This is a genomic window from Thermostichus sp. OS-CIW-26 (assembly GCF_054058395.1).
This window is the reverse complement of record NZ_JBSSAG010000033.1, coordinates 13751-32009: the sequence shown is the minus strand read 5'-3', so window position 1 is coordinate 32009 and position 18259 is coordinate 13751. Positions and strand designations below refer to the sequence as shown.

12 protein-coding genes are annotated in these 18259 nt (G+C 58.9%); 10 read left to right on the top strand and 2 right to left on the bottom strand.

Annotated features, from left to right (window positions below):
- Positions 1-113 precede the first annotated feature (113 nt).
- Positions 114-479: a hypothetical protein gene (locus ACVW0C_RS11725; protein ID WP_011433539.1), complete on the top strand. Its 366-nt coding sequence runs from the start codon at positions 114-116 to the stop codon at positions 477-479.
- A gap of 283 nt (positions 480-762) precedes the next feature.
- Here the strand turns inward: ACVW0C_RS11725 and argS are convergent, their stop codons facing one another.
- Entirely contained in the window at positions 763-2559 is a 1797-nt protein-coding gene (argS, locus tag ACVW0C_RS11720; RefSeq protein WP_457385551.1) for an arginine--tRNA ligase, read from the bottom strand.
- Positions 2560-2824: 265 nt separating this feature from the next.
- On the opposite strand from argS, the gene ACVW0C_RS11715 reads away from it, so the two are divergent.
- From ACVW0C_RS11715 to ACVW0C_RS11705, 3 genes are all read left to right on the top strand, one after another.
- Positions 2825-3907 (top strand): ABC transporter substrate-binding protein, encoded by a 1083-nt coding sequence (locus ACVW0C_RS11715; protein WP_457385550.1) that lies wholly within the window; start codon positions 2825-2827, stop codon positions 3905-3907.
- A gap of 479 nt (positions 3908-4386) precedes the next feature.
- Positions 4387-5211, top strand: coding sequence for an electron transfer flavoprotein subunit beta/FixA family protein (locus ACVW0C_RS11710; protein WP_414416737.1), 825 nt, complete (start codon positions 4387-4389; stop codon positions 5209-5211).
- Between the two features lie 221 nt (positions 5212-5432).
- Positions 5433-6551, top strand: a complete 1119-nt coding sequence (locus ACVW0C_RS11705) for an electron transfer flavoprotein subunit alpha/FixB family protein (protein WP_457385548.1) — start codon at positions 5433-5435, stop codon at positions 6549-6551.
- A gap of 22 nt (positions 6552-6573) precedes the next feature.
- Here ACVW0C_RS11705 and ACVW0C_RS11700 read toward each other — a convergent pair whose 3' ends face one another.
- A complete protein-coding gene (locus ACVW0C_RS11700; RefSeq protein ID WP_457385546.1) occupies positions 6574-6858 on the bottom strand; it encodes a YggT family protein in 285 nt (94 codons plus the stop codon).
- A gap of 233 nt (positions 6859-7091) precedes the next feature.
- Between ACVW0C_RS11700 and ACVW0C_RS11695 the strand changes: the two genes are divergently transcribed.
- The 6 genes from ACVW0C_RS11695 to ACVW0C_RS11670 all read left to right on the top strand — a co-directional run bounded on the left by ACVW0C_RS11695 (position 7092) and on the right by ACVW0C_RS11670 (position 18211).
- Positions 7092-8234 carry a response regulator gene (locus ACVW0C_RS11695; protein WP_457385544.1) on the top strand — a complete coding sequence of 381 codons (1143 nt, stop codon included), beginning with the start codon at positions 7092-7094 and terminating at the stop codon, positions 8232-8234.
- A gap of 188 nt (positions 8235-8422) precedes the next feature.
- Positions 8423-8800, top strand: a complete 378-nt coding sequence (locus ACVW0C_RS11690) for a response regulator (protein ID WP_414328794.1) — start codon at positions 8423-8425, stop codon at positions 8798-8800.
- Entirely contained in the window at positions 8797-9162 is a 366-nt protein-coding gene (locus tag ACVW0C_RS11685) for a response regulator transcription factor (protein ID WP_011433531.1), read from the top strand. The genes ACVW0C_RS11690 and ACVW0C_RS11685 overlap by 4 nt, the downstream gene beginning before the upstream one ends.
- Before the next feature lie 115 nt (positions 9163-9277).
- Complete coding sequence (locus ACVW0C_RS11680; protein WP_011433530.1) at positions 9278-9796, top strand: CheW domain-containing protein; 519 nt, start codon at positions 9278-9280, stop codon at positions 9794-9796.
- 291 nt (positions 9797-10087) lie between these two features.
- On the top strand, positions 10088-12580 hold the full coding sequence (locus tag ACVW0C_RS11675) for a methyl-accepting chemotaxis protein (RefSeq protein ID WP_457385542.1): 2493 nt from the start codon (positions 10088-10090) through the stop codon (positions 12578-12580).
- 192 nt (positions 12581-12772) lie between these two features.
- Positions 12773-18211: a response regulator gene (locus tag ACVW0C_RS11670; protein ID WP_457385540.1), complete on the top strand. Its 5439-nt coding sequence runs from the start codon at positions 12773-12775 to the stop codon at positions 18209-18211.
- Positions 18212-18259 lie beyond the last annotated feature (48 nt).

The window sequence follows — 18259 nt, the reverse complement described above, 5'->3', positions numbered from 1 at the left end:
CAGGACTTGAGTCATGGTTCTATCATAACTTCCGCATTCCTCCCGGCACTGACCCTACGGGTACAGTGCGGGGCTCCTGCGATTTCTAGCTGAAAGTTAGGAATTCTGAACTTATGAGCCCTGAGCAATTTGATCTGATTAACCGCCTGTTTCAACTGACCTTTCAGATCGGGGATCGCTTGGGCTGTGAATCCTCAGATCCTGCTCAATTGTTGCTGACCAACCGGCCCAGCCTGGAATCCAGTTGCACATTCTTTCCTTCCGATTTCACCTACGAAGCCTTGGATCCCCAAGTGTGGGCCGACTACATGGCGGAAGTTCCGGCCTTAGCGCAGATGGCGAATATTTTGCAACCTTATCCTTTCACCTGTGGCATTTATCGCCAAGACGAGGTTTCGTGGTGGATTTGCGCCTTTTGGGCAGCCCAAGAGGACTTGGGAACCAACTTGCTCTTGCGCGCCCACAGAGTCGAAACTTAGGCGCTTGAGCCCTATCTCCTCTCCCTCATCGAGACGGGGATCGGCGTTACCGGAATCAAAGGGGCTGATAGCAGTCGTGGTTTTTATTACCATCTATTTCAACTGATCGCGCTAGCGGGCCAGAGGCCTTAGCAGGAAGCAACCGGTCGTTTGTTTCACCTTGACGGTGAGATAAATGACTATGCGTTGTGGAACGGTTTATTGCAATTGACCTACTCGCGACCGCTATAGCTGGCTTCCGCCCAGAGCGTGAGCTGGGGGCCTTACGGCACTCCTTCGTAAATCACATAGACTCCGGCGCGCTCAGGCCGAGAATGCCGGTGAGGACGTTAAACAAAACCTGCTGCGTGGCCTGCACCAATTGGATGCGGGCTTGGGCCAAAAGGGGATCCTCTTTCAAGAGCGGCAAAATACGGCAGTTGTCGTAAAACTTGTTGAAATCGGCGGCGATGGCTTCTGCATAGCGGATGATCTTGTGGGGGGCGCGCTCTTCGGCAGCGGCGATCAGCTCATCCGGCAAGGCCAACAAGCGCAGCAGCAGGGCCCGCTCTTCTGGCTCTTTGTAGGGCAGTTTTTGTTGCTCCGTCAAAGGGACTTTGTTGGTCAGTTCAACCTTTTCTTCTTCCTGTAGCCGCCGCAGCAGAGTACAACAGCGGGCATGGCTGTAGTGAACATACACCACCGGGTTGTCGAAGGTTTGTTTGACGGCCAGATCCAGATCGAAGTTGATGGGGCTGTCCATGCTGTTGCTGAGCAAAAACCAGCGGGTCGCATCGGCTCCCACTCCAATTTCCGGATCTTCGATCAAGTCATTTAATGAGACAAAATTGCCGGTGCGTTTGGACATGCGCACTTCGGTTTTCTCGCCGGTTTCTGGGTCAGTTTTAAACAGTTTGACGAATTGGCCAATTAAAATTTCCAGCTTGACATCCGGGCTAAAAGCTCCTACCGCTGCGTTCAAACGACCGATATAGCCGTGGTGATCCGAGCCAAGAATGTTGATCAGCCGGTGATATCCCCGCTGCACTTTATCCCGGTGGTAGGCAATATCGGCGGCTAGATAAGTGAACGAACCATCGGCCTTTTGCACCACCCGATCCTTGTCGTCGCCAAATTCTTGGGTTTTGAAATAGACGGCCTCTTCGGCCCCTGGCTTGGGATCCTCACCCCGGGGAGCCTTGGCCCTGTAGAGAAAGCCGCGTTCTTCCAGCTCCTGTAAAGTCTGTTGGATGGCGCTCAGGCCCGTCTCGGGATCCGGGGTGTGCAGGCGGCGTTCGCTGAACCAGTGATCGAACTCGGTGCGCAATTGCTGGAGAGTTTGCTTCTGCCAGGCCAGCATTTCCCCGTAGGCCAAATCAATATATTCCTCCAAGGTGGTGGGCAGAGGGCGGATCCCGGCTTTCACCTGCTCCAAGAGACGTTGGGCCATCTCGATCAAGTAGGTGCCGTGATAGGCATCTTCCGGCAAAGCGATGTCTTCCCCCTGCAGTTGCCGCACCCGCACCTCGAGGGACTGGCCCAGGAGCCGCATTTGGTTGCCGGCATCGTTGATGTAAAACTCCCGCTCCACCTGGTGCCCCGTCCAGCGCAGCAGGTTGGCCACTGTGGAGCCGACGGCAGCCCAACGCCCATGGCCCACATGCAAAGGCCCCGTCGGGTTGGCGGAGACAAACTCCAGCAGAATGCGCTCGGGATGGGGGGTGGCTGTTTTGCCGAAGTGTTCTCCCAGATGCAGCAGCTCCTGCAGGCGCTCGGCCAAAAAGGGATCCCCCAGCCGGAAGTTGATAAACCCGGCCCCCGCCACCTGGGTTTCGATGTCCGGCAGATCCAGATGGCTCTGCAGGGTTTGGGCAATCTGTGTCGGTGCCATGCGACAGGCTTTGGCCATGCCCAGGGGGGTGGGACAGGCGTAATCGCCGTAGCGAGGGTCGCTGGGGATCTGGATCACGGGGGCAATCGCTGTGGCTTGCTGGGGGGCCAGGGATCCCAGTTGCCCCGCCTCTGAGGCCCGTCGAATGCTCTCGGCTACGGCGGCGGTGAGAAACCGAATCAGCGAGGTGGATACGGGTTGAGTGGCCATGGTTGAAGAGGGATACACGTGAGTTAAGAGCAATGGCGATCGGGATCCCTAGCAGGAGCACTATCATACCGGCAACGAACCGGCCATGACCAAGGCAGAGTTCTCACCTTGGCTAAAAGGGGATCCCCCAGCAGGTAAAGGTATCCTCAAATACAGAAGTTTGACTCCGCCTTGCTAAGTTGGTTGCTTATAGTCTTCACTCCATTGTTTGCCGCATTCCCGTTTGCGGATCCCTACTGAGCCAGGTGCTGTGGAGCATATAGATATGTCCATCCCGAAATCGTCGCGTCGTCAATTCCTTCAATCTGCTGCTGCGGCTGCCTCTTGGGTTGCCGTTGGAGGGCTAAAGGCGAGGGCTCAGAGCCGCGGGCCGCTTCTGGTTTCCCAGGGACTGACGCCCCTGAAGTACACCCTCTCCTGGCTGCCCTCTTCTACGGATACTCCCCTCATAACCGCGATCTTGAAGGGCTACTTTGCCCAAGAGGGGCTAGAGGTCACCTACGAGCGCGGCTATGGCTCCGCCGATTCCATCACCAAGATTGCCGCTGGCCAGTACGACCTGGGAGAAGGGGATCCCTACTCCATGATTGAGTTCAATGCCAAAAACCCAGATGTGCCCTTGGTGGCAATCTATATCCTCTACAACCGCTCTCCCTTCGGCATCTACACCCTGAAAGGCAAGGGCATCACGAAGCCTGCCCAACTGGCGGGCAAGAAGCTGGGAGCGCCAGCAGGGGATGCGCCGCGTCGGCTCTGGCCGGTCTTTGCCAAGCAAGTCGGCATCGATCCGGGCTCGGTGGAGTGGGTAACTATGGAGCCACAGTTGCGCGAACCTTTCCTCATCCAAGGTCGGGTGGATGCCATCAGCGGCTTTATGACCTCAGCCATGCCCAATCTGGTGCGGGGCGGCGTCAGCTTGGAGGACATCACGGCTTTCCTTTACAACGACTACGGCCTTGAGCTGTATGGCAATGCCGTCATCACCCGTGTGCAATTGCTGCGTGAGAAGCCTGAGCAATTCAAAGCTTTCTTGCGGGCCTATGTCAAGGGTTGGCAAGACACTATTCGTGATACCGATGGCAATATGTTGGCCCTTCTGGACAAAGCCAAGGCCGACGGACAAGTGCTGGATACGGCAATTGAGAAATTGCGCCTTACCCTGGCAATGCCGCGCCTGTTTGTTACCGATGAGGTGCGACAAATTGGTTTGGGGGATGTAGTGCCTGCTCGTATGGAAACCTCGATTGCTCAGGTGGTGGATGGCTTTGGCTTGCCCACTAAGCCCTCTCTAGAGCAAGTGTTTGATGGAAGTCTGCTCCCACCCAAGTCTGAGCGGATGATTGGATAATCTGGGTTAGGCCAGCAACGATTTTGAAGCCTCTGTCTATTGGCTTGCCGGTGCAGGCCAACTTATCCTGCTTGCTGGGAGGCTATTTCTGGCTGCAGGTGCGGTCTGCGTCCTTATTGGATCCCTCATCCGCGAAGTATCCCCAAAGCTTTTCGTGGCAGGGATCCCAGGCTGCTCCTGAAAGAGGCCGACGGGAGACCTGTTCGCGTTGGTGGATGGGAGACCGGAAGCGGCATGGAGCAGTAGGGGAGTGTCTCGAACTTTGTTTAGGGTTACCCAAGAACGCCGTAAGGCCCCTGCCTTTGGGCATGGGGAGCATGTCAATGAAATCAAACCTGAGAAACAGATGTATTGGGAAGAGTAGCTTAGGGGTGCTTGAAGTCGAGATAGCTTTTCCGATCCCGAAAAAAAGCTAAATAAGTTTGTGGTGCTCAGGGATCCCTTTTAACCTGGAGGGGATCACTAGGGAGTTTAGGCCCTTGGAAACTTTTGTTCTGATTAAGCAAGTTCCCGATCAAAACGCCAAGGCCGGCATCAACAGTGACGGCACGATCGATCGCGCCAAGGCCAAGCGGATGTTAAACCCTTTTGATCGCTATGCACTGGAAGCAGCTCTGCAAACCAAACGGCAACACGGGGCGAGAGTAACGGCAATTACAATGGGGCCACCCCCGGCCATTGAGGTGCTCTACGAGGCCATTGCCCACGGGGTGGATCGGGGTATTTTGATGACCGACCGCCGCTTGGCCGCTTCCGATACCCTAGCCACTGCCTATACTCTGGCCCAGACGGTTCGCTATGCTGGCCGGCCCGATGTGATCTTCTGCGGGCTCCAGACCACCGACGGCGATACGGCCCAGGTGGGGCCGCAGTTGGCGGAGCGGTTGGGGATCCCTCAGGTCACCTATTGCGAAGCCTTCGAGATTCGGGATGGGATCCTGGTGGCGCGGCGGGCCATCGAAGGGGGATCCCAAATCGTAATGGTGCCCCTGCCGGTTTTGATTACGGTGGCCAATTCCGCTCGGCGTTTGGCCTACCCCACTCTACGGGGTGTGCAGCGGGTGCAGCGGCTAATGCGGGATGAAATGGCACGGGCCGAGGCAATCCAGATCCTCAACTTGGACGATGTGGGGGCAGACCCGGAGCGCTGCGGTCTCAAGGGATCCCCAACCATCGTGGCTGCCACCGAAAAAGTGGGGGAAATTGGCGGCAACTGTCAGGTCTTTCAGGGACAATCCGTCCCCCAACTGGTCAACCAACTAACTCAGGCCGTTGACCTCTTCCGCTACGCGGCAACTTCCTAGATCTTCTGCCTTGCATCCCTCTGGCCAATTCTTATCTCCATCACCTTTCAATCCTCATCGTCTCATCTATCGATCCCAGGGTGGCTAGCCGGCGAAAGCTCCCGGTTTTGGGCAGTGAAAAGTTAACTCAGAAAGACTCTGCTGACCTCGTCGCAATTGCAACACCCAAGATTGCCCTCGACCCGATTCAATCCCGATCTCAACCTAGGAGTCACAGTTTTATGGATCGCAAGCGGATAGTGGTCTTCGCCGAGCAGGTGAACGGGGAACTGCAGCCCATTGGCTTAGAGTTGTTGGGGGCCGGGCGGCGGCTGGCCGATAAGCTGGGAGCCACCTTGAGCGCTCTTGTGCTTGGATACAACATTGCCCACTTGCCCCCAATTCTGATCGGCCATGGGGCAGATCAAGTCTTCATCGCCGATCACCCCGAGTTGGCCGAATACCGCACCCTGCCCTACCGCCGGGTGATCACAGACTTGATCAAAAGCTGGCCCCAACCACCCCACACCATCCTGCTGGGATCCACCACCACCGGGCGAGATCTGGCCCCCCGCTTGGCCGCCCACCTGGAGACCGGCCTGACCGCTGACTGCACCGAGCTGGACATTGGCCCCTTCGAGTACACCAACAGCAAAGATCCCAGCAAGTCCGGCCTCTTCCCCGACTGCCTTTATGCCATCCGGCCCAGCTTCGGCGAATCTCTCAAGGCTCGCATCCTTGGCCCCTGGAAAAACCCGCAAATGGCCACAGTACGACCAGGGGTGATGGTGCCTCTGCCCTGGGATGGATCCCGCCAGGGGGACGTGATCCCGGTGCCGGTCAACTTGGATCCCGGCGATCTGCGCCTGCAGATTGTGGAAACGGTGCGCAACCTGTCCCAGGCGGTGGATCTCACCCGCGCCAAGGTGATCGTTTCCGGCGGCTACGGGCTGGGATCCCCAGAGGGATTTGAGCTGTTGAGGGAGTTGGCCGCTTGTTTCCCCAACAGCGCTGTCGGCTCCTCCCGCAAGGCCGTGGATTCTGGGTGGATCCCCTATGCCCACCAGGTGGGCCAAACCGGCAAGACCGTCCGCCCCCAGCTCTACATCGCCTGCGGCATTTCTGGGGCCATTCAACATCGCGTGGGCATGGACAAATCCCAGACGATCATTGCCATCAACAAAGACAGCGCCGCTCCTATCTTCAAATTTGCCCACTACGGCATTGTCGGGGATCTCTACCAGGTGGTGCCGGAGCTGATCCGGCAACTGCGACAGAGACAGGAGGAGCTCCGAGAAGGCGCCAAGGGCCAGCCTTTCCAGAGCCTCGGCGAGCGGATCCCAATTTTGCAGAGTCGATGAGAGATGGTTGGCAAAAACGCTCTCAGTGCAGGGCCATTGTCAGCAGCCCCTGCTGCCCCAGCAACACCTCCCGCAACAGGGTAACCAGGCCCACCCAAACCACAGGGGCCATGTCCACACCTCCCAGAGGCGGGATCAGGCGACGGGTCGGGCGCAACAGAAACTCCGTCAGGCCGACCACCAACGAGTAGGGCAACTGAGAAGTATCCAGTTGCGGATACCACGACAGAAAGATGCGCAGCACAAACAGGAGGGTGTAGAGCGCCAACAGTGGGCCAAGCACCCAAGAGGTGAGAATTGGCAGCATAGGTTACTCAAAGAACAGGTTTACTGGTGGCAGTTCTCTCCATTCTGCTCTAATTGGGAGGGTCTGCTGGAGTCCAGAGATACCTCGGGGAATGCAGGCGCTCGGCCCAAGTCAAACCCCAACTTTTTTAAACTTTAACCCTCTTCCCGAAAATGGCCTTACCGGCGGGGCAGCAACAGTTAAAGACTAGCGTCATAATGGACGTATCTTGCTGGACTGCAGGCAGGGATCCCATGCAAGGAAAACTACAAGAGATCGATATCCGCAGCATCCTTCAGCTCATCGAGCTGGGCCAGCGCACCGGTGAGCTTTTTGTAGAGGCCAGCCCCTCTGTCTACTGGTTTGTCTTCTTCCTGAATGGGCGGATTATCTACGCCTCTGAAACGGAAGGGAACATTGCCCGCCTCAGAGACTATCTGCACCGCTTCAAGCTGGAAGCCGCCCTGGAGGAAATTCAAATTCCCCACAAAGCCGCGGTCAACGCCCCCGAATACAACCGCCTCTGGTCTTTGCTGGAAAACCACAAGCTCAACCCCAACCAGGGCAAGCAAATCCTGCTGGGCATGGTGCGGGAAGTCCTCTTCGACCTGCTCAGCCTCCACCAGGGTTCCTTCATTTTTGAGGCCGGATCCCCCCTGGCCCCCCAGTTGACCACCTTCCCCGTCACCCCCCTGCTCACCGAGATCGTAGCCCAAGTGCAGGAGTGGAAAAAGCTGCACCCCTACATCCAAGCTCCCAACCAAGCTCCCACCATCGTCAACCCCCTGCCGCTCCAGCAAAACCTGCCCGCCCCCGTCTTCAAAGCCCTGAGCGAGTGGTCAGACGGCAAAACCAGCATTCGCCAGATGGGTCGCTACCTGGGTCGAGACACCCTGGCGGTGGCCAAGGCCATCTATCCCTACGTCCGCCAAGGGGTCATTCAACTGTCCGAGCCCGTCTTGATCGCGGAGCCCAAGCCCAGCCGTCCCCTCAAACCCAGCGATAAGCCCATCCACATCCTTTGCATCGACGACTCCATGGCCATCCAAAAAACCGTAGAGTTCATCCTGCAAAACGAGGGCTACCAGGTCACCACCATCGGCAATCCTCTCAAAGCCTTGGGACAGGTGTTTCTTCTCAACCCCGACATGATTCTCTGCGATGTGGCCATGCCCAAATTGGATGGGTATGAGCTGTGCGCCATGTTGCGCAAATCCAGCCAGTTCCGCGAAACCCCCATGATTATGCTGACCGGCAAGGATGGTTTTACCGACCGGATTAAGGCCCGCATGGCCGGAGCGAACGAATTTTTGAGCAAACCCTTTGCGGAAAAGGAGTTGTTGACCATTGTCGAATCCTACGTGGGCCCTCCCCCCAAACGGGGCGGTGGCGAATAGGCGTTGGGGTAGCCAAAATGTTGGCACAGAAGACTATAGGCGAAGTACTGGACAGAAGAGTGGCCTCACCGAAACAATAGGGGTAGCATGGCCGGCCCGGAGCCAGGGAGCCAGGTGAGGTTACAAGAGCAAACCTCAGTCAAAGCAGCCCGACGGTTGCGCGGGAGTGCAAAAGGAGCAAGACGGCGATGAGCAAAGTGCTGGTGGTGGATGACAACCGTACCTACCTGGAGACCATTTCCAGCTTGCTTTCCGAGAACGGTTTGGAAGTCTCCACAGCAACAGACGGCGTAGAGGCAATGGAGTGCATTCGCCAGCAGAAGCCTGATGTGGTGGTGCTGGATATTGTCATGCCGCGCATGAACGGCTACGAGGTATGCCGGGAAGTGAAGGGGGATGAAAGTACCAAACACATTCGCATCGTCATGTGTTCCACCAAAGACCAGACCTTTGATATCGAGTGGGCCAGGCGCAATCAGGCGGATGCCTATGTAACCAAGCCCTTCAAGCCCCAAGAGCTCCTGGCGACCATCAAACATCAATTGCGGGAGATGAATCGGAAATGAGTCGCGTTTTGGTGGTGGAAGATAGCCAATCCCAGCGGGAGATGATCAGCAAGCTGCTGCAGGAAAACGGCTTCGAGGTGATGACTGTGGAAGACGGGGTGGAGGCCGTAGAGGCGGTGAAGCAAAACAAACCCGACCTGATCGTGCTGGACATCGTCATGCCGCGCATGAACGGCTATGAGGTGTGCCGTCTTCTCAAGGCCGACCCTCTCACCCAAAAAACGCCCATCGTCATGTGTTCTTCCAAGGGCGAAGAATTTGACCGCTACTGGGGGATCCGCCAGGGAGCGGATGCCTACATTGCCAAGCCTTTCCAGCCCCAGGAACTGGTGGGTACGATTAAGCAATTACTGAGAGGCTGAGAGCTGCCCCTTCTGCTTCCACGCCTTTCGGTAGGTCCTGAGAACGACTCTGCGTTTTAAGCAGGGAGGGGGGCGGGATCAACAGTCCACAAGACTATCCATGCGGGGGAGCATCATGCTGGGGGATCTGGATTTATTGATGGGGGATGAGACCCAAGAGTTGCGGGAGATGGAGGCTCCTGAAGGTGAGCTATTCCTAAAGTTCAAGATTGCCACCGGGGAGGAATTTGCGCTGCCAGCGGTATCGGTTGTGGAGGTGATGAGCATTGGCCCAGAGAAAATCACCCCCATGCCCAATGTGGCCCCAGTTTTGCTGGGCACGCTGAATTTGCGGGGCGAGATCATCTGGGTTGCAGACCTGGGGCAATTTTTGGGGATCAGCCCGCCCCTGAACATCGACCGAGCCGAGATTCCTGTGGTGGCCGTGATGGATCAACAGGATTTGCTCATGGGCTTGGCTGTGGATTTAATTGTAGGCATGGAGTGGCTGAAGACTGAATTGGTGCGGCCTGCCCTCACGGCTCCTGAGTCCATGGCTCCTTTTTTGCGAGGGGAATGGGTGGTGCCCGGAACGGGATCGCGCTTGCCATTGCTGGATCAGTCGGCCATCCTGCGATCCAATCGTTGGGGTTGACAGACGGCCCCCTGGGAGCTCAGCGGGAGGAAAGTGTATAGTTCCTATCAAAGATCCAAGCTAACTCCAGCCACAATGGGGAAAGTTGGACCAAATCTATCCCCTACCGATGCGTGTCGAGGCTGTTGAGGGTAAGCCCTGAGACGGCGGCAGAAAGGCCCACTCTTGCTTGACTGAATGTGGAAAAGGGGGGATAGCCTGCATCCATGGGGTTTTGAGGTGTTGGGGGCGTTCCGTTTGCATCTGTGTTGACGCGTGAACAGAGGTAGGCAAGCAGTGAAGGGAGGATCCATGGTTCCGAGCGCGAACAGTCAGAGAGACTACACCGATGCGATGGCCGCCTTTTGGCAGGGAGACTACGTCCGGGCGGTGCGGTTGTTCAACCAAGTGGCCGCTGCTGAACCGCAAGATACTGCTGTCAAGCTGCTGCTGGCTTTGGCACAAAAACAAGCTGGGCAGTTGTTGGAAGCTCGCCAAACCTACAACACCATTTTACAAACAGCCAGTGATCCCGATGAGCTGGAGTCGGCCCGGAAGGGTCTAGAAGAGCTGTTGCAAATGGCACCGGAGCTGGCGGATCTTCCCGATTCCCCAGAAGCGGACGAGTTTCGCCCTCCAGATGAGTTTGCACCTGGGTCGGATGCCTTTTCGGAAGAGGCTTTCTCTGCTCCCGATCCCTTCTTGCAGTTCGAGGAGATGGGGGAAGAGGAGGCGGATCCCTTTGCTCAGAATCCCTTTCCACTGGAGGCAGACAGCCTTGGCAGCGATTTCATGGGGGAAGAGAGATTCAGGGATCCCTTGGAGACCGGGCTGCAAATGCCGGAGGCTGATCCGCTGGGTTTATCTCACCCGATGCCGACCCATCCTCGGGTAACACCACCGGCCCTCTCGCGACGGGTAGGCTCGGAAGAGGGCGGGCCTCAAACCAATCCGGTGGTCGAAGATGACTTTGCCTTTCTCAACGAGTTCAGTCGAGAGCATCTGGAAGCCCTAGAAGGCGACTTCGACTCCATTACGCAGTTGGCCAGCGATGCCGATGTTCCCAATGAGATGGGCTTCTCCCTGCCTGGTTTTGAGGAAGAGGAGGGGGGATCCCTGGAAGAAAGCCTGCCGACCGAATTGGCTGCCCCCATGAGTGAGCCGATCCCTGCCCCCGATGAAGATACTGCCAGTCCCGGCTCTGCCCTCTTCGAGCTTGACGAGCTAGACAGCCTGGATCGCGAACTTGCCGGCATGGATGGCGGCGAGCCGGTGGGGGCCTTCCACCCAGATGAGGGGGCGACCGGGGGGATGAGCCCAATGGCGGAGACCGGCAGCGGAGCGGCCCAAGTCCTGCTGCCCACGGCCTCCCTCCCTATTCCCAGTGTAGGTGAACAAGGGGCAAGAACCTCTGCTGGGATCGCCAACCGACCGATTGGGGATCGGCAATTGGCCATAGCGCTTATCCAAGGAGCTGTGAGTTTGGCTGCCGGCTTGGCGATTGGCCTTGGGATCCCGGCCAATGGGGGAGCTCGCTTGATTGCCGGGGTGATTGGAGGTGGGGTGATCGGCACAGGAGCAGGGGTTATCCTCGGGGCCAGCAGTGCCAAACAAATTCGCTCCACCGCCCAAGAGCTGGCCGGCCACTTTGCCGCCTTGGCCCAGGGGAATTATTCAGTACGAGCCACAGTCAACACCCACGATGAGCTGGGGCGCTTGGCCGACAGCTTTAACCAGATGGCGGCTGCCCTTGAAGCCAACTTCGCCGAACTGAGCCAGCGGGCTGCCGAGCAAGGGCAAGCTAAGGAAGACCTACAGCGCCAGGTGATTCGCCTGCTGGACGACGTGGAAGGGGCTGCCCGTGGAGACCTGACGGTGCGGGCAGAGGTGACTGCCGACGTGCTGGGGGCTGTGGCCGACTCCTTTAACCTGACCATTCGCAGTCTGCGAGACATTGTCAGCCAGGTGAAGCGGGCCGCCGCCGCCGTGAACAATGCCGCCTTGCAGAACGAGGACTTTGCCCGCAGCCTCTCTGCCGACGCCTTGCGCCAGGCGGAGGAGATTTCCAACTCCCTCAACTCCATTCAGGAGATGACGGACTCCATTCAAGAGGTGGCCAGCAACGCCCGCGAAGCGGCCAACGTGACTGCCCAAGCCACAGAAGCAGCCGCTCGGGGTGAAGAAGCTGTGGATCGCACGGTAAGTGGCATCCTGGAAATTCGCGAAACCGTGGCAGAAACCACCCGCAAAGTGAAGCGATTGGCGGAATCCTCGCAGGAAATTTCCAAAATTGTGGCTTTGATCTCTCAAATTGCCTCGCGCACCAACCTGCTTGCCCTCAACGCCAGCATCGAGGCGGCCCGAGCCGGGGAATCGGGACGGGGCTTTGCCATCGTGGCCGATGAGGTGCGACAACTGGCCGACCGAGCTGCCAAAGCCTCGAAGGAGATCGAGCAGATCGTGTTGCAGATTCAATCGGAAACCGGCAACGTGATGACGGCTATGGAAGAAGGCACCCAACTGGTGATCGAGGGGACGCGGCGGGCCGAGCAGGCCAAGAACAGCCTGGACGAGATCATCGAGGTCAGTCGCCGGATCGACGAGCTGGTGCGGGCGATCTTTCAGGCCACCGTGCAACAAACGGAAACCTCTCGCTCTGTGGCGCAGGTGATGCAATCGGTGGAGTTGACCGCCAACGAGACCTCTAAGGAGGCGCAGAAGGTGGCAGCTTCGCTCCAACAGTTGGTGAGCATCGCCCGCGAGTTGCAAACTTCTGTCGGTCGCTTCCGGGTTGGGGATGAATGAGCAAATCTGCTGTTTTGAGGGCATTCTAGGGACAAGGATCCCCATGCAGGAGACGTTATCGATCCTTAGCAAATGGCACCGGGATCCCCCTGTTCCGACTTTTGGCCGGACTCTTCGCTCAGGCGAGCCTCACCCTGTCCGGTCTGTTATCACTGAATGAAGACTTGTGGGCTGTAGGAAGGGCCTCCTGCCATGAATGAAGAAGCACAGAAGCGGATCCTCAGTTATTTCATCGAAGAAGCCCGCGACCACTTGGCAACAATCGAACAAGTGCTCCTCAGCCTGCGGGACAGTATGAGCGACCCCGAGCTGATCAACGAGCTGTTCCGAGCCGCTCACTCCATCAAGGGGGGAGCTGCCATGCTGGGCCTCACCAGCATCCAACGGACGGCCCACCGCATGGAAGATTTTTTCAACATCTTTCGCTCCCGTCCAGGCGGAGTGCCTGTCGACCAGCACCTGGAAACCCTGCTGCTGCGGGCTTTTGATGGGCTTTCGATGTTGTTGGAGGAGCTGCAGAGCCCCCGCGGCCTCACCCAAGAAGTCAGCAACACCACCCTGGCGGAACTGGAGCCGGTTTTTCAAGAGACCGAAAGGCACATTCAAAATCTTCTTGGCGAGGGCACTGTTCCCAGCCTTGCTCCAGCTCCCGTCTCGTCGCCGGCGGTTCGCACCCTACAGCAGGACATGGCGGAGGTGGTGCCGCAGCAGTTGCGCCAGATGCTGGAGCTGTTTAAACAACGGGATCAGCCAGATGTCCGAGAGCGCTTGGCAGCGGCGAATGCCGTTCTCAAGGAGATCGGACAAGTTCATCATCTGGCGGGCTGGCAACAGTTGACGGAAACCTTCGAGCAAGCCCTGGGCAACCCCGATGCCGACCTGCGAACTTTGGCTTTGGTTGCCTTGCGGGATTTGAAGCAGGGACAGCAGCTCATCCTAGACGGCAAGGCCGAACAGGTTGCCCCTTCTTCAGAACTGCAACAATTGGCTCGCCCTGCCGCTCCCCCTGCCCCACCGGATCCTCTTGAGGTGGTGGTGCATCAGCAGATCCCGGCCCTGCTGCGCCAGATGCTGGAGCTGTTCAAACGTCCTGACGACCCGGCCACTCGACCGGCTCTGCAAGCTCTGGCCCAATCTTTGCAGGATTTGGGGCAATCTTCGGCTCTGGAACTGGGAGGCTGGACAGACTTGACCCGCTTGGTGGGCGAGATTTTGGCGGATCCCGGCCAGGATTTGCGGCAGTTGGCCCTGCCGGTGCTGCGAGATCTGAAGCAAGCCCACCAGGCTCTGGCCAATGGAGCGGCAAACACCATTCAGCCCTCGGCTGAGCTGCTGGCTTTCCGCCCTGTTCCGGCAGCCCCTGAAGAGCCAGAAGTCCCTGAGCCCTTCGACCTTGGCCTTGCTTGGGGGTCTGAGGCAGAGCCGTCATTCCCAGAACCTGGGGGTGCCCCAGAGGATTGGGCTGCGGCTGCTGGGATCCCTGCGGAGGAAGGCGCTACCCCCGATCTGAGCTGGGAAGCGGTAACCCTCGCTGAGACATCCTTTCAAGAGGATGAGCCCGGAGCTGCCCTGTCGCCGGAGCAGGAGAGCGCAGAGGCAAGCGGAGATCTGGCGGCGGAACAGCTCTCATCCCTATGGGAAGTGGGCACTGCTGAGGACTCCGTCCCGCTGGCGGGAACAGATTCAGAGCACCGATCTGCTCCCGCGGAAGAGGGGGATCTGGATCTGAGTTGGCCAGGGATCCGAGCCGAAGCGGCTTGGGAGGAAGACTGGAGGACAGCTGCCGTGCCGGCAGAAAGCCCAGAAGAGGACGGGCAGGGAGCTGGCTTGGCCTCTGTTGCGGACGACTTCGGTCGCGTTAGCGGAGCGGAGCTCTATGCCACTCCCTTGGATCTGGAGGAAGAAGCCACCTCGGCCTTTGACGAGCTGTTCGCCAACGCAGAAGCGCTGTCTGATATTGAAGAGTTCCCAACAGAGCTGATCCCCTCCTCTCCTGAGCCCCTCTTGCAGACCTTTGAGGATCTGAGCCCAAGGTTGGACGAGGAGAGAGCCGAGGCCGATCTGGCGGAGCTGTTTGCCGAAGTGGTGGGTGAAGGGGCAGAGGGGTTTGTCTCTGCTGAGCCTGCCTGGGATGCTGAACAGGAGCCGACTGCCCAGAGCGTTGCTGCGGAAATGGGCGAGGGATCCGGCTTTGTCCCAGACGAAGCCGCAAGTGCCGGGGTAGAGGCCCTATTTGAGCTGGAGGAACTTCCCGTAGAGAGTGCTTTCCGGCAGGAAGGGTCTCAGCTTCCGGACTTGGAGGCCGTTCCCGCTGGTGAGCTGGAGGCCGATCCTTGGGCGGCTGAACCGTCCCCACCCCTTCAGGAAGCCCTTGAGGACGGGGAAATCGCAGCAGACCTTTGGGCTGAATTTTCCGCGGATATCCAGCTAGAGGATTTTTCCATCCCAGCAGATTATCTGGCAGAGTCGGGATCCGACGAGGTGGGATCCTTAGAGTCCGCTGACTCTGCTGCCTTCGATACTGCCGAAGACAGCCTGGAGAGCTTTTTTTCCACCCCTGCGGCAGAAGCCGATCCGGCTTGGTCGATGCCCGAAGTCGGTGAACCTTCCGTATTTTCTTTGGACATTGCCGAGGCTGAGCAGCTTGGGGATCTCGCTGTTGGCGAACCCTTCCCCACGTTGGACGAGCTTGCCTCTCTACCCGACATGGCCAATGAGCCGAGGGAATCGCCAATTCCAGACTTCGGAGCCGAGCTGAGCCTAGGGGATCTCTTCGCCGGCGAGACCCTCGAGGAGGCGTCCGATGGGGACTCCATCCCCCTGACCCAATCAGCAGCTGGGGACACAGCAGAAGCCCAGGCGTGGGCGCTTCTGGAGGAGCTGTTCCCGGTTCAGGAGGAGTCTTTCGCAGACCTGCAACCCACGGCTGAGGAGGCAGTCGCCCCTTCCCCCGAGCTCTCCTTCGACCGTCTCGATGCCCTATTCACCCAGGAATCCGACCCAGAAGAACTGAGCCTGGGGGCCAGGGGATCCCTCTCGGCCATGGATAGCGACAGCCAGGTGGATCTGGATGAGTTGAGCCAGTTCTTTGCAGAAGGGGAAGCGCCCCAAGAAGAACCCCCCTTGGATCTTGCCACCTTCCTGGAGGACACAGAAGCTTTGCAAGCGAGCAGCCTGGCGGAAGTGCCCGTGTCTGAGCCAGAGCCGCCGGTTGCCGCACTGGAGGAAGAAAATGCCCTCCAGCCTGCGGAGGACGATCTGGAAAGCCAGTTGGCCAGCCTGTTTGCAGAGGATGAATCCTTAGCCGTTCCTGTTGGCGAGGCCGAGACCCCAGAGGAAGAGGCGCTGGAAGCTGCTCCGGCTCCCCGTTTGGACGATTTGGCCGCCCTCTTCGACGCTGCCGAGCCGGCGGTAACCCCTGAGCTAGAAAAGGCTATCGCCCCCCTTGTGGGATCCCCTGCAGCCGCGAGCGGCGAGGCTGCTGACGACTTTGCAGCCCAGCTGGAATCGCTCCTGGGCGATCTCGAGGTTCCTGCCCAAGCACCTGCTGCGGCGCCAGCACCTTCGCCGCCAATTGCCGCTGCTGCTCCAGCAACCCCCACCCCAGCAGCAGCTGCCCCGGCGGCAACTGGGCCGACTTCACGGCGAACTGCTGCCCTCAGCAACCCTGTGATGCGGGTGGAGGTGCGCCACCTCGACTCCATCAACAACCTGGTGGGAGAGTTGGTGGTCATCCGCAACAGCATGGAGCAAAACCAAACCCGTCTGCGCCAGTTTCTGGATGGCCTGTTGGGCCGTGTGCAACAGCTAGGGGATCTGGGCCAGCGCATGCGGGATCAGTATGACCGCTCCTTGCTGGAATTGGCTTTGTTCTCCAGCCGCAGCAGCTCAGCCTATGGCGGCACGGTAACGGTGGGCTTCGGTCGAAATGGGGAGGGGTCCAGCCGAGGAAGGCGGAGTCATTCCTCCGGCCAAGAGTTCGACAAGCTGGAGATGGACCAGTTTACGGCCTTCCACGCTCTGGCCCAGGAGATCATTGAGCTCATCGTGCGGGTGCGCGAGTCCTCCTCCGACATCGAGTTTGCCGTAGATGAGGCCGAGCAGATTACCCGCCAATTCCGGCAGGTAACCACCCAACTGCAAGAGGGCCTGAACCGGGCGCGCATGGTGCCCTTCTCGCAAGTTGCCGACCGCTTGCCCCGCGCCATTCGGGATCTCTCCATCAAAACGGGCAAGCAGGCCAGCCTGGTGGTGGAAGGCCGTGACACGCTCATCGACAAGGCCATCCTGGAGGAGCTCTATGACCCCATGACCCACCTGGTGAACAACGCCCTGGTACACGGGATCGAGACCCCTGAGGAGCGGCGGCGGGCGGGCAAGCCCCCTGAGGGCAAGATCACCGTCAAGGCCTTCTATCAGGGCAACCAAACCATCATCATCGTCTCGGACGATGGCGCCGGGATCCCGGTGGAGAAGGTCAAGGCCAAGGCCCAAAGGCTGGGGCTGCTGTCGGAGCAAGCCGACGAAGACGAAGTGTTCAACGTTCTCTTCCACCCTGGCTTCAGCGTTCGCGAGGCCAGCGAGGTGGACGATCTGGCCGGGCGGGGGGTTGGCTTGGATGTGGTGCGCCGCAACATCACCGAGCTGCGCGGCAGCATTCAAGTGGATTCTGCGCGGGGCAAAGGAACCACCTTTACCATCCGCCTCCCCCTCACCCTGAGCATTTCCAAGGCCATGGTGTGTGTCAGCGACAAAGCCCTGATCGCCTTCCCCCTGGATGGCGTGGAGGAGATGCTGGATGTTCCTGCCGACGAAGTTCAGCCGGATGAGCAGGGGCGGCCCTCGATTCTCTGGCGGGATCAGCGTCTTCACTTCCAGCCCCTCTCAAATCTGCTGGCCTACAGCCGCAGCCACAGCCGCAGCCGTTCCGAGGTGTACAGCATCACCCAGGATGAGGGCATTATTCCCATTGTCATCCTGCAAAGTGCCGGCCAGTATGTTGCCCTGCAGGTGGACAGCTTCGTGGAAGAGCAGGAAATCGTGATCAAGCAACTGCGCGGGCCTGTGCCCAAGCCACTGGGCATTTCTGGGGCAACGGTGTTGGGGAACGGGCGGGTGCTGCCGATTGCCGACATCATCGAGCTGGTGGACATAGCCCACGGTCGCCGTCGGGATCTCAACCGCTTCTGGCTGGATCACCGGGATGAGGAGCCAACCCCAGAAGAGGTGCGCCAGACCACCGTGTTGATCGTGGACGACTCGATCACCGTTCGGGAGCTGCTCTCGATGTCTTTCCAGAAGGTGGGCTACCGGGTGGAACAGGCGCGGGATGGCCAGGATGCCTGGGAAAAGCTGCGCGGCGGCCTGCCCTGCGACCTCATCTTCTGCGACATCGAGATGCCGCGGATGGACGGCCTAGAACTGCTCACCCGCCTGCGGGAAGACAGCAACTTCAAGCATCTCCCGGTTGCCATGCTCACCTCGCGGGGGGCAGAACGGCACCGGCAAACAGCACGGGAGCTGGGAGCAACTGCCTACTTCACCAAGCCCTATCTGGAAGAGGAGCTGCTCAGCGCTGCTGCCCGCATGTTGAGGGGGGAACAGTTGTTGGCGCCCAACCCAACTTCCTAATCGCGACAGCGGTGCGGTTCCCGTTCAGTGTGGCGCAGCAACATAGGG

Excerpts from the sequence above, each read along its gene's own strand:
- ACVW0C_RS11725 (WP_011433539.1), top strand. The coding sequence starts at position 114 with ATGAGCCCTGAGCAATTTGATCTGATTAACCGCCTGTTTCAACTGACC.
- argS (WP_457385551.1), bottom strand. The coding sequence starts at position 2,559 with ATGGCCACTCAACCCGTATCCACCTCGCTGATTCGGTTTCTCACCGCC.
- ACVW0C_RS11715 (WP_457385550.1), top strand. The coding sequence starts at position 2,825 with ATGTCCATCCCGAAATCGTCGCGTCGTCAATTCCTTCAATCTGCTGCT.
- ACVW0C_RS11705 (WP_457385548.1), top strand. The coding sequence starts at position 5,433 with ATGGATCGCAAGCGGATAGTGGTCTTCGCCGAGCAGGTGAACGGGGAA.
- ACVW0C_RS11700 (WP_457385546.1), bottom strand. The coding sequence starts at position 6,858 with ATGCTGCCAATTCTCACCTCTTGGGTGCTTGGCCCACTGTTGGCGCTC.
- ACVW0C_RS11695 (WP_457385544.1), top strand. The coding sequence starts at position 7,092 with ATGCAAGGAAAACTACAAGAGATCGATATCCGCAGCATCCTTCAGCTC.
- ACVW0C_RS11690 (WP_414328794.1), top strand. The coding sequence starts at position 8,423 with ATGAGCAAAGTGCTGGTGGTGGATGACAACCGTACCTACCTGGAGACC.
- ACVW0C_RS11685 (WP_011433531.1), top strand. The coding sequence starts at position 8,797 with ATGAGTCGCGTTTTGGTGGTGGAAGATAGCCAATCCCAGCGGGAGATG.
- ACVW0C_RS11680 (WP_011433530.1), top strand. The coding sequence starts at position 9,278 with ATGCTGGGGGATCTGGATTTATTGATGGGGGATGAGACCCAAGAGTTG.
- ACVW0C_RS11675 (WP_457385542.1), top strand. The coding sequence starts at position 10,088 with ATGGTTCCGAGCGCGAACAGTCAGAGAGACTACACCGATGCGATGGCC.
- ACVW0C_RS11670 (WP_457385540.1), top strand. The coding sequence starts at position 12,773 with ATGAATGAAGAAGCACAGAAGCGGATCCTCAGTTATTTCATCGAAGAA.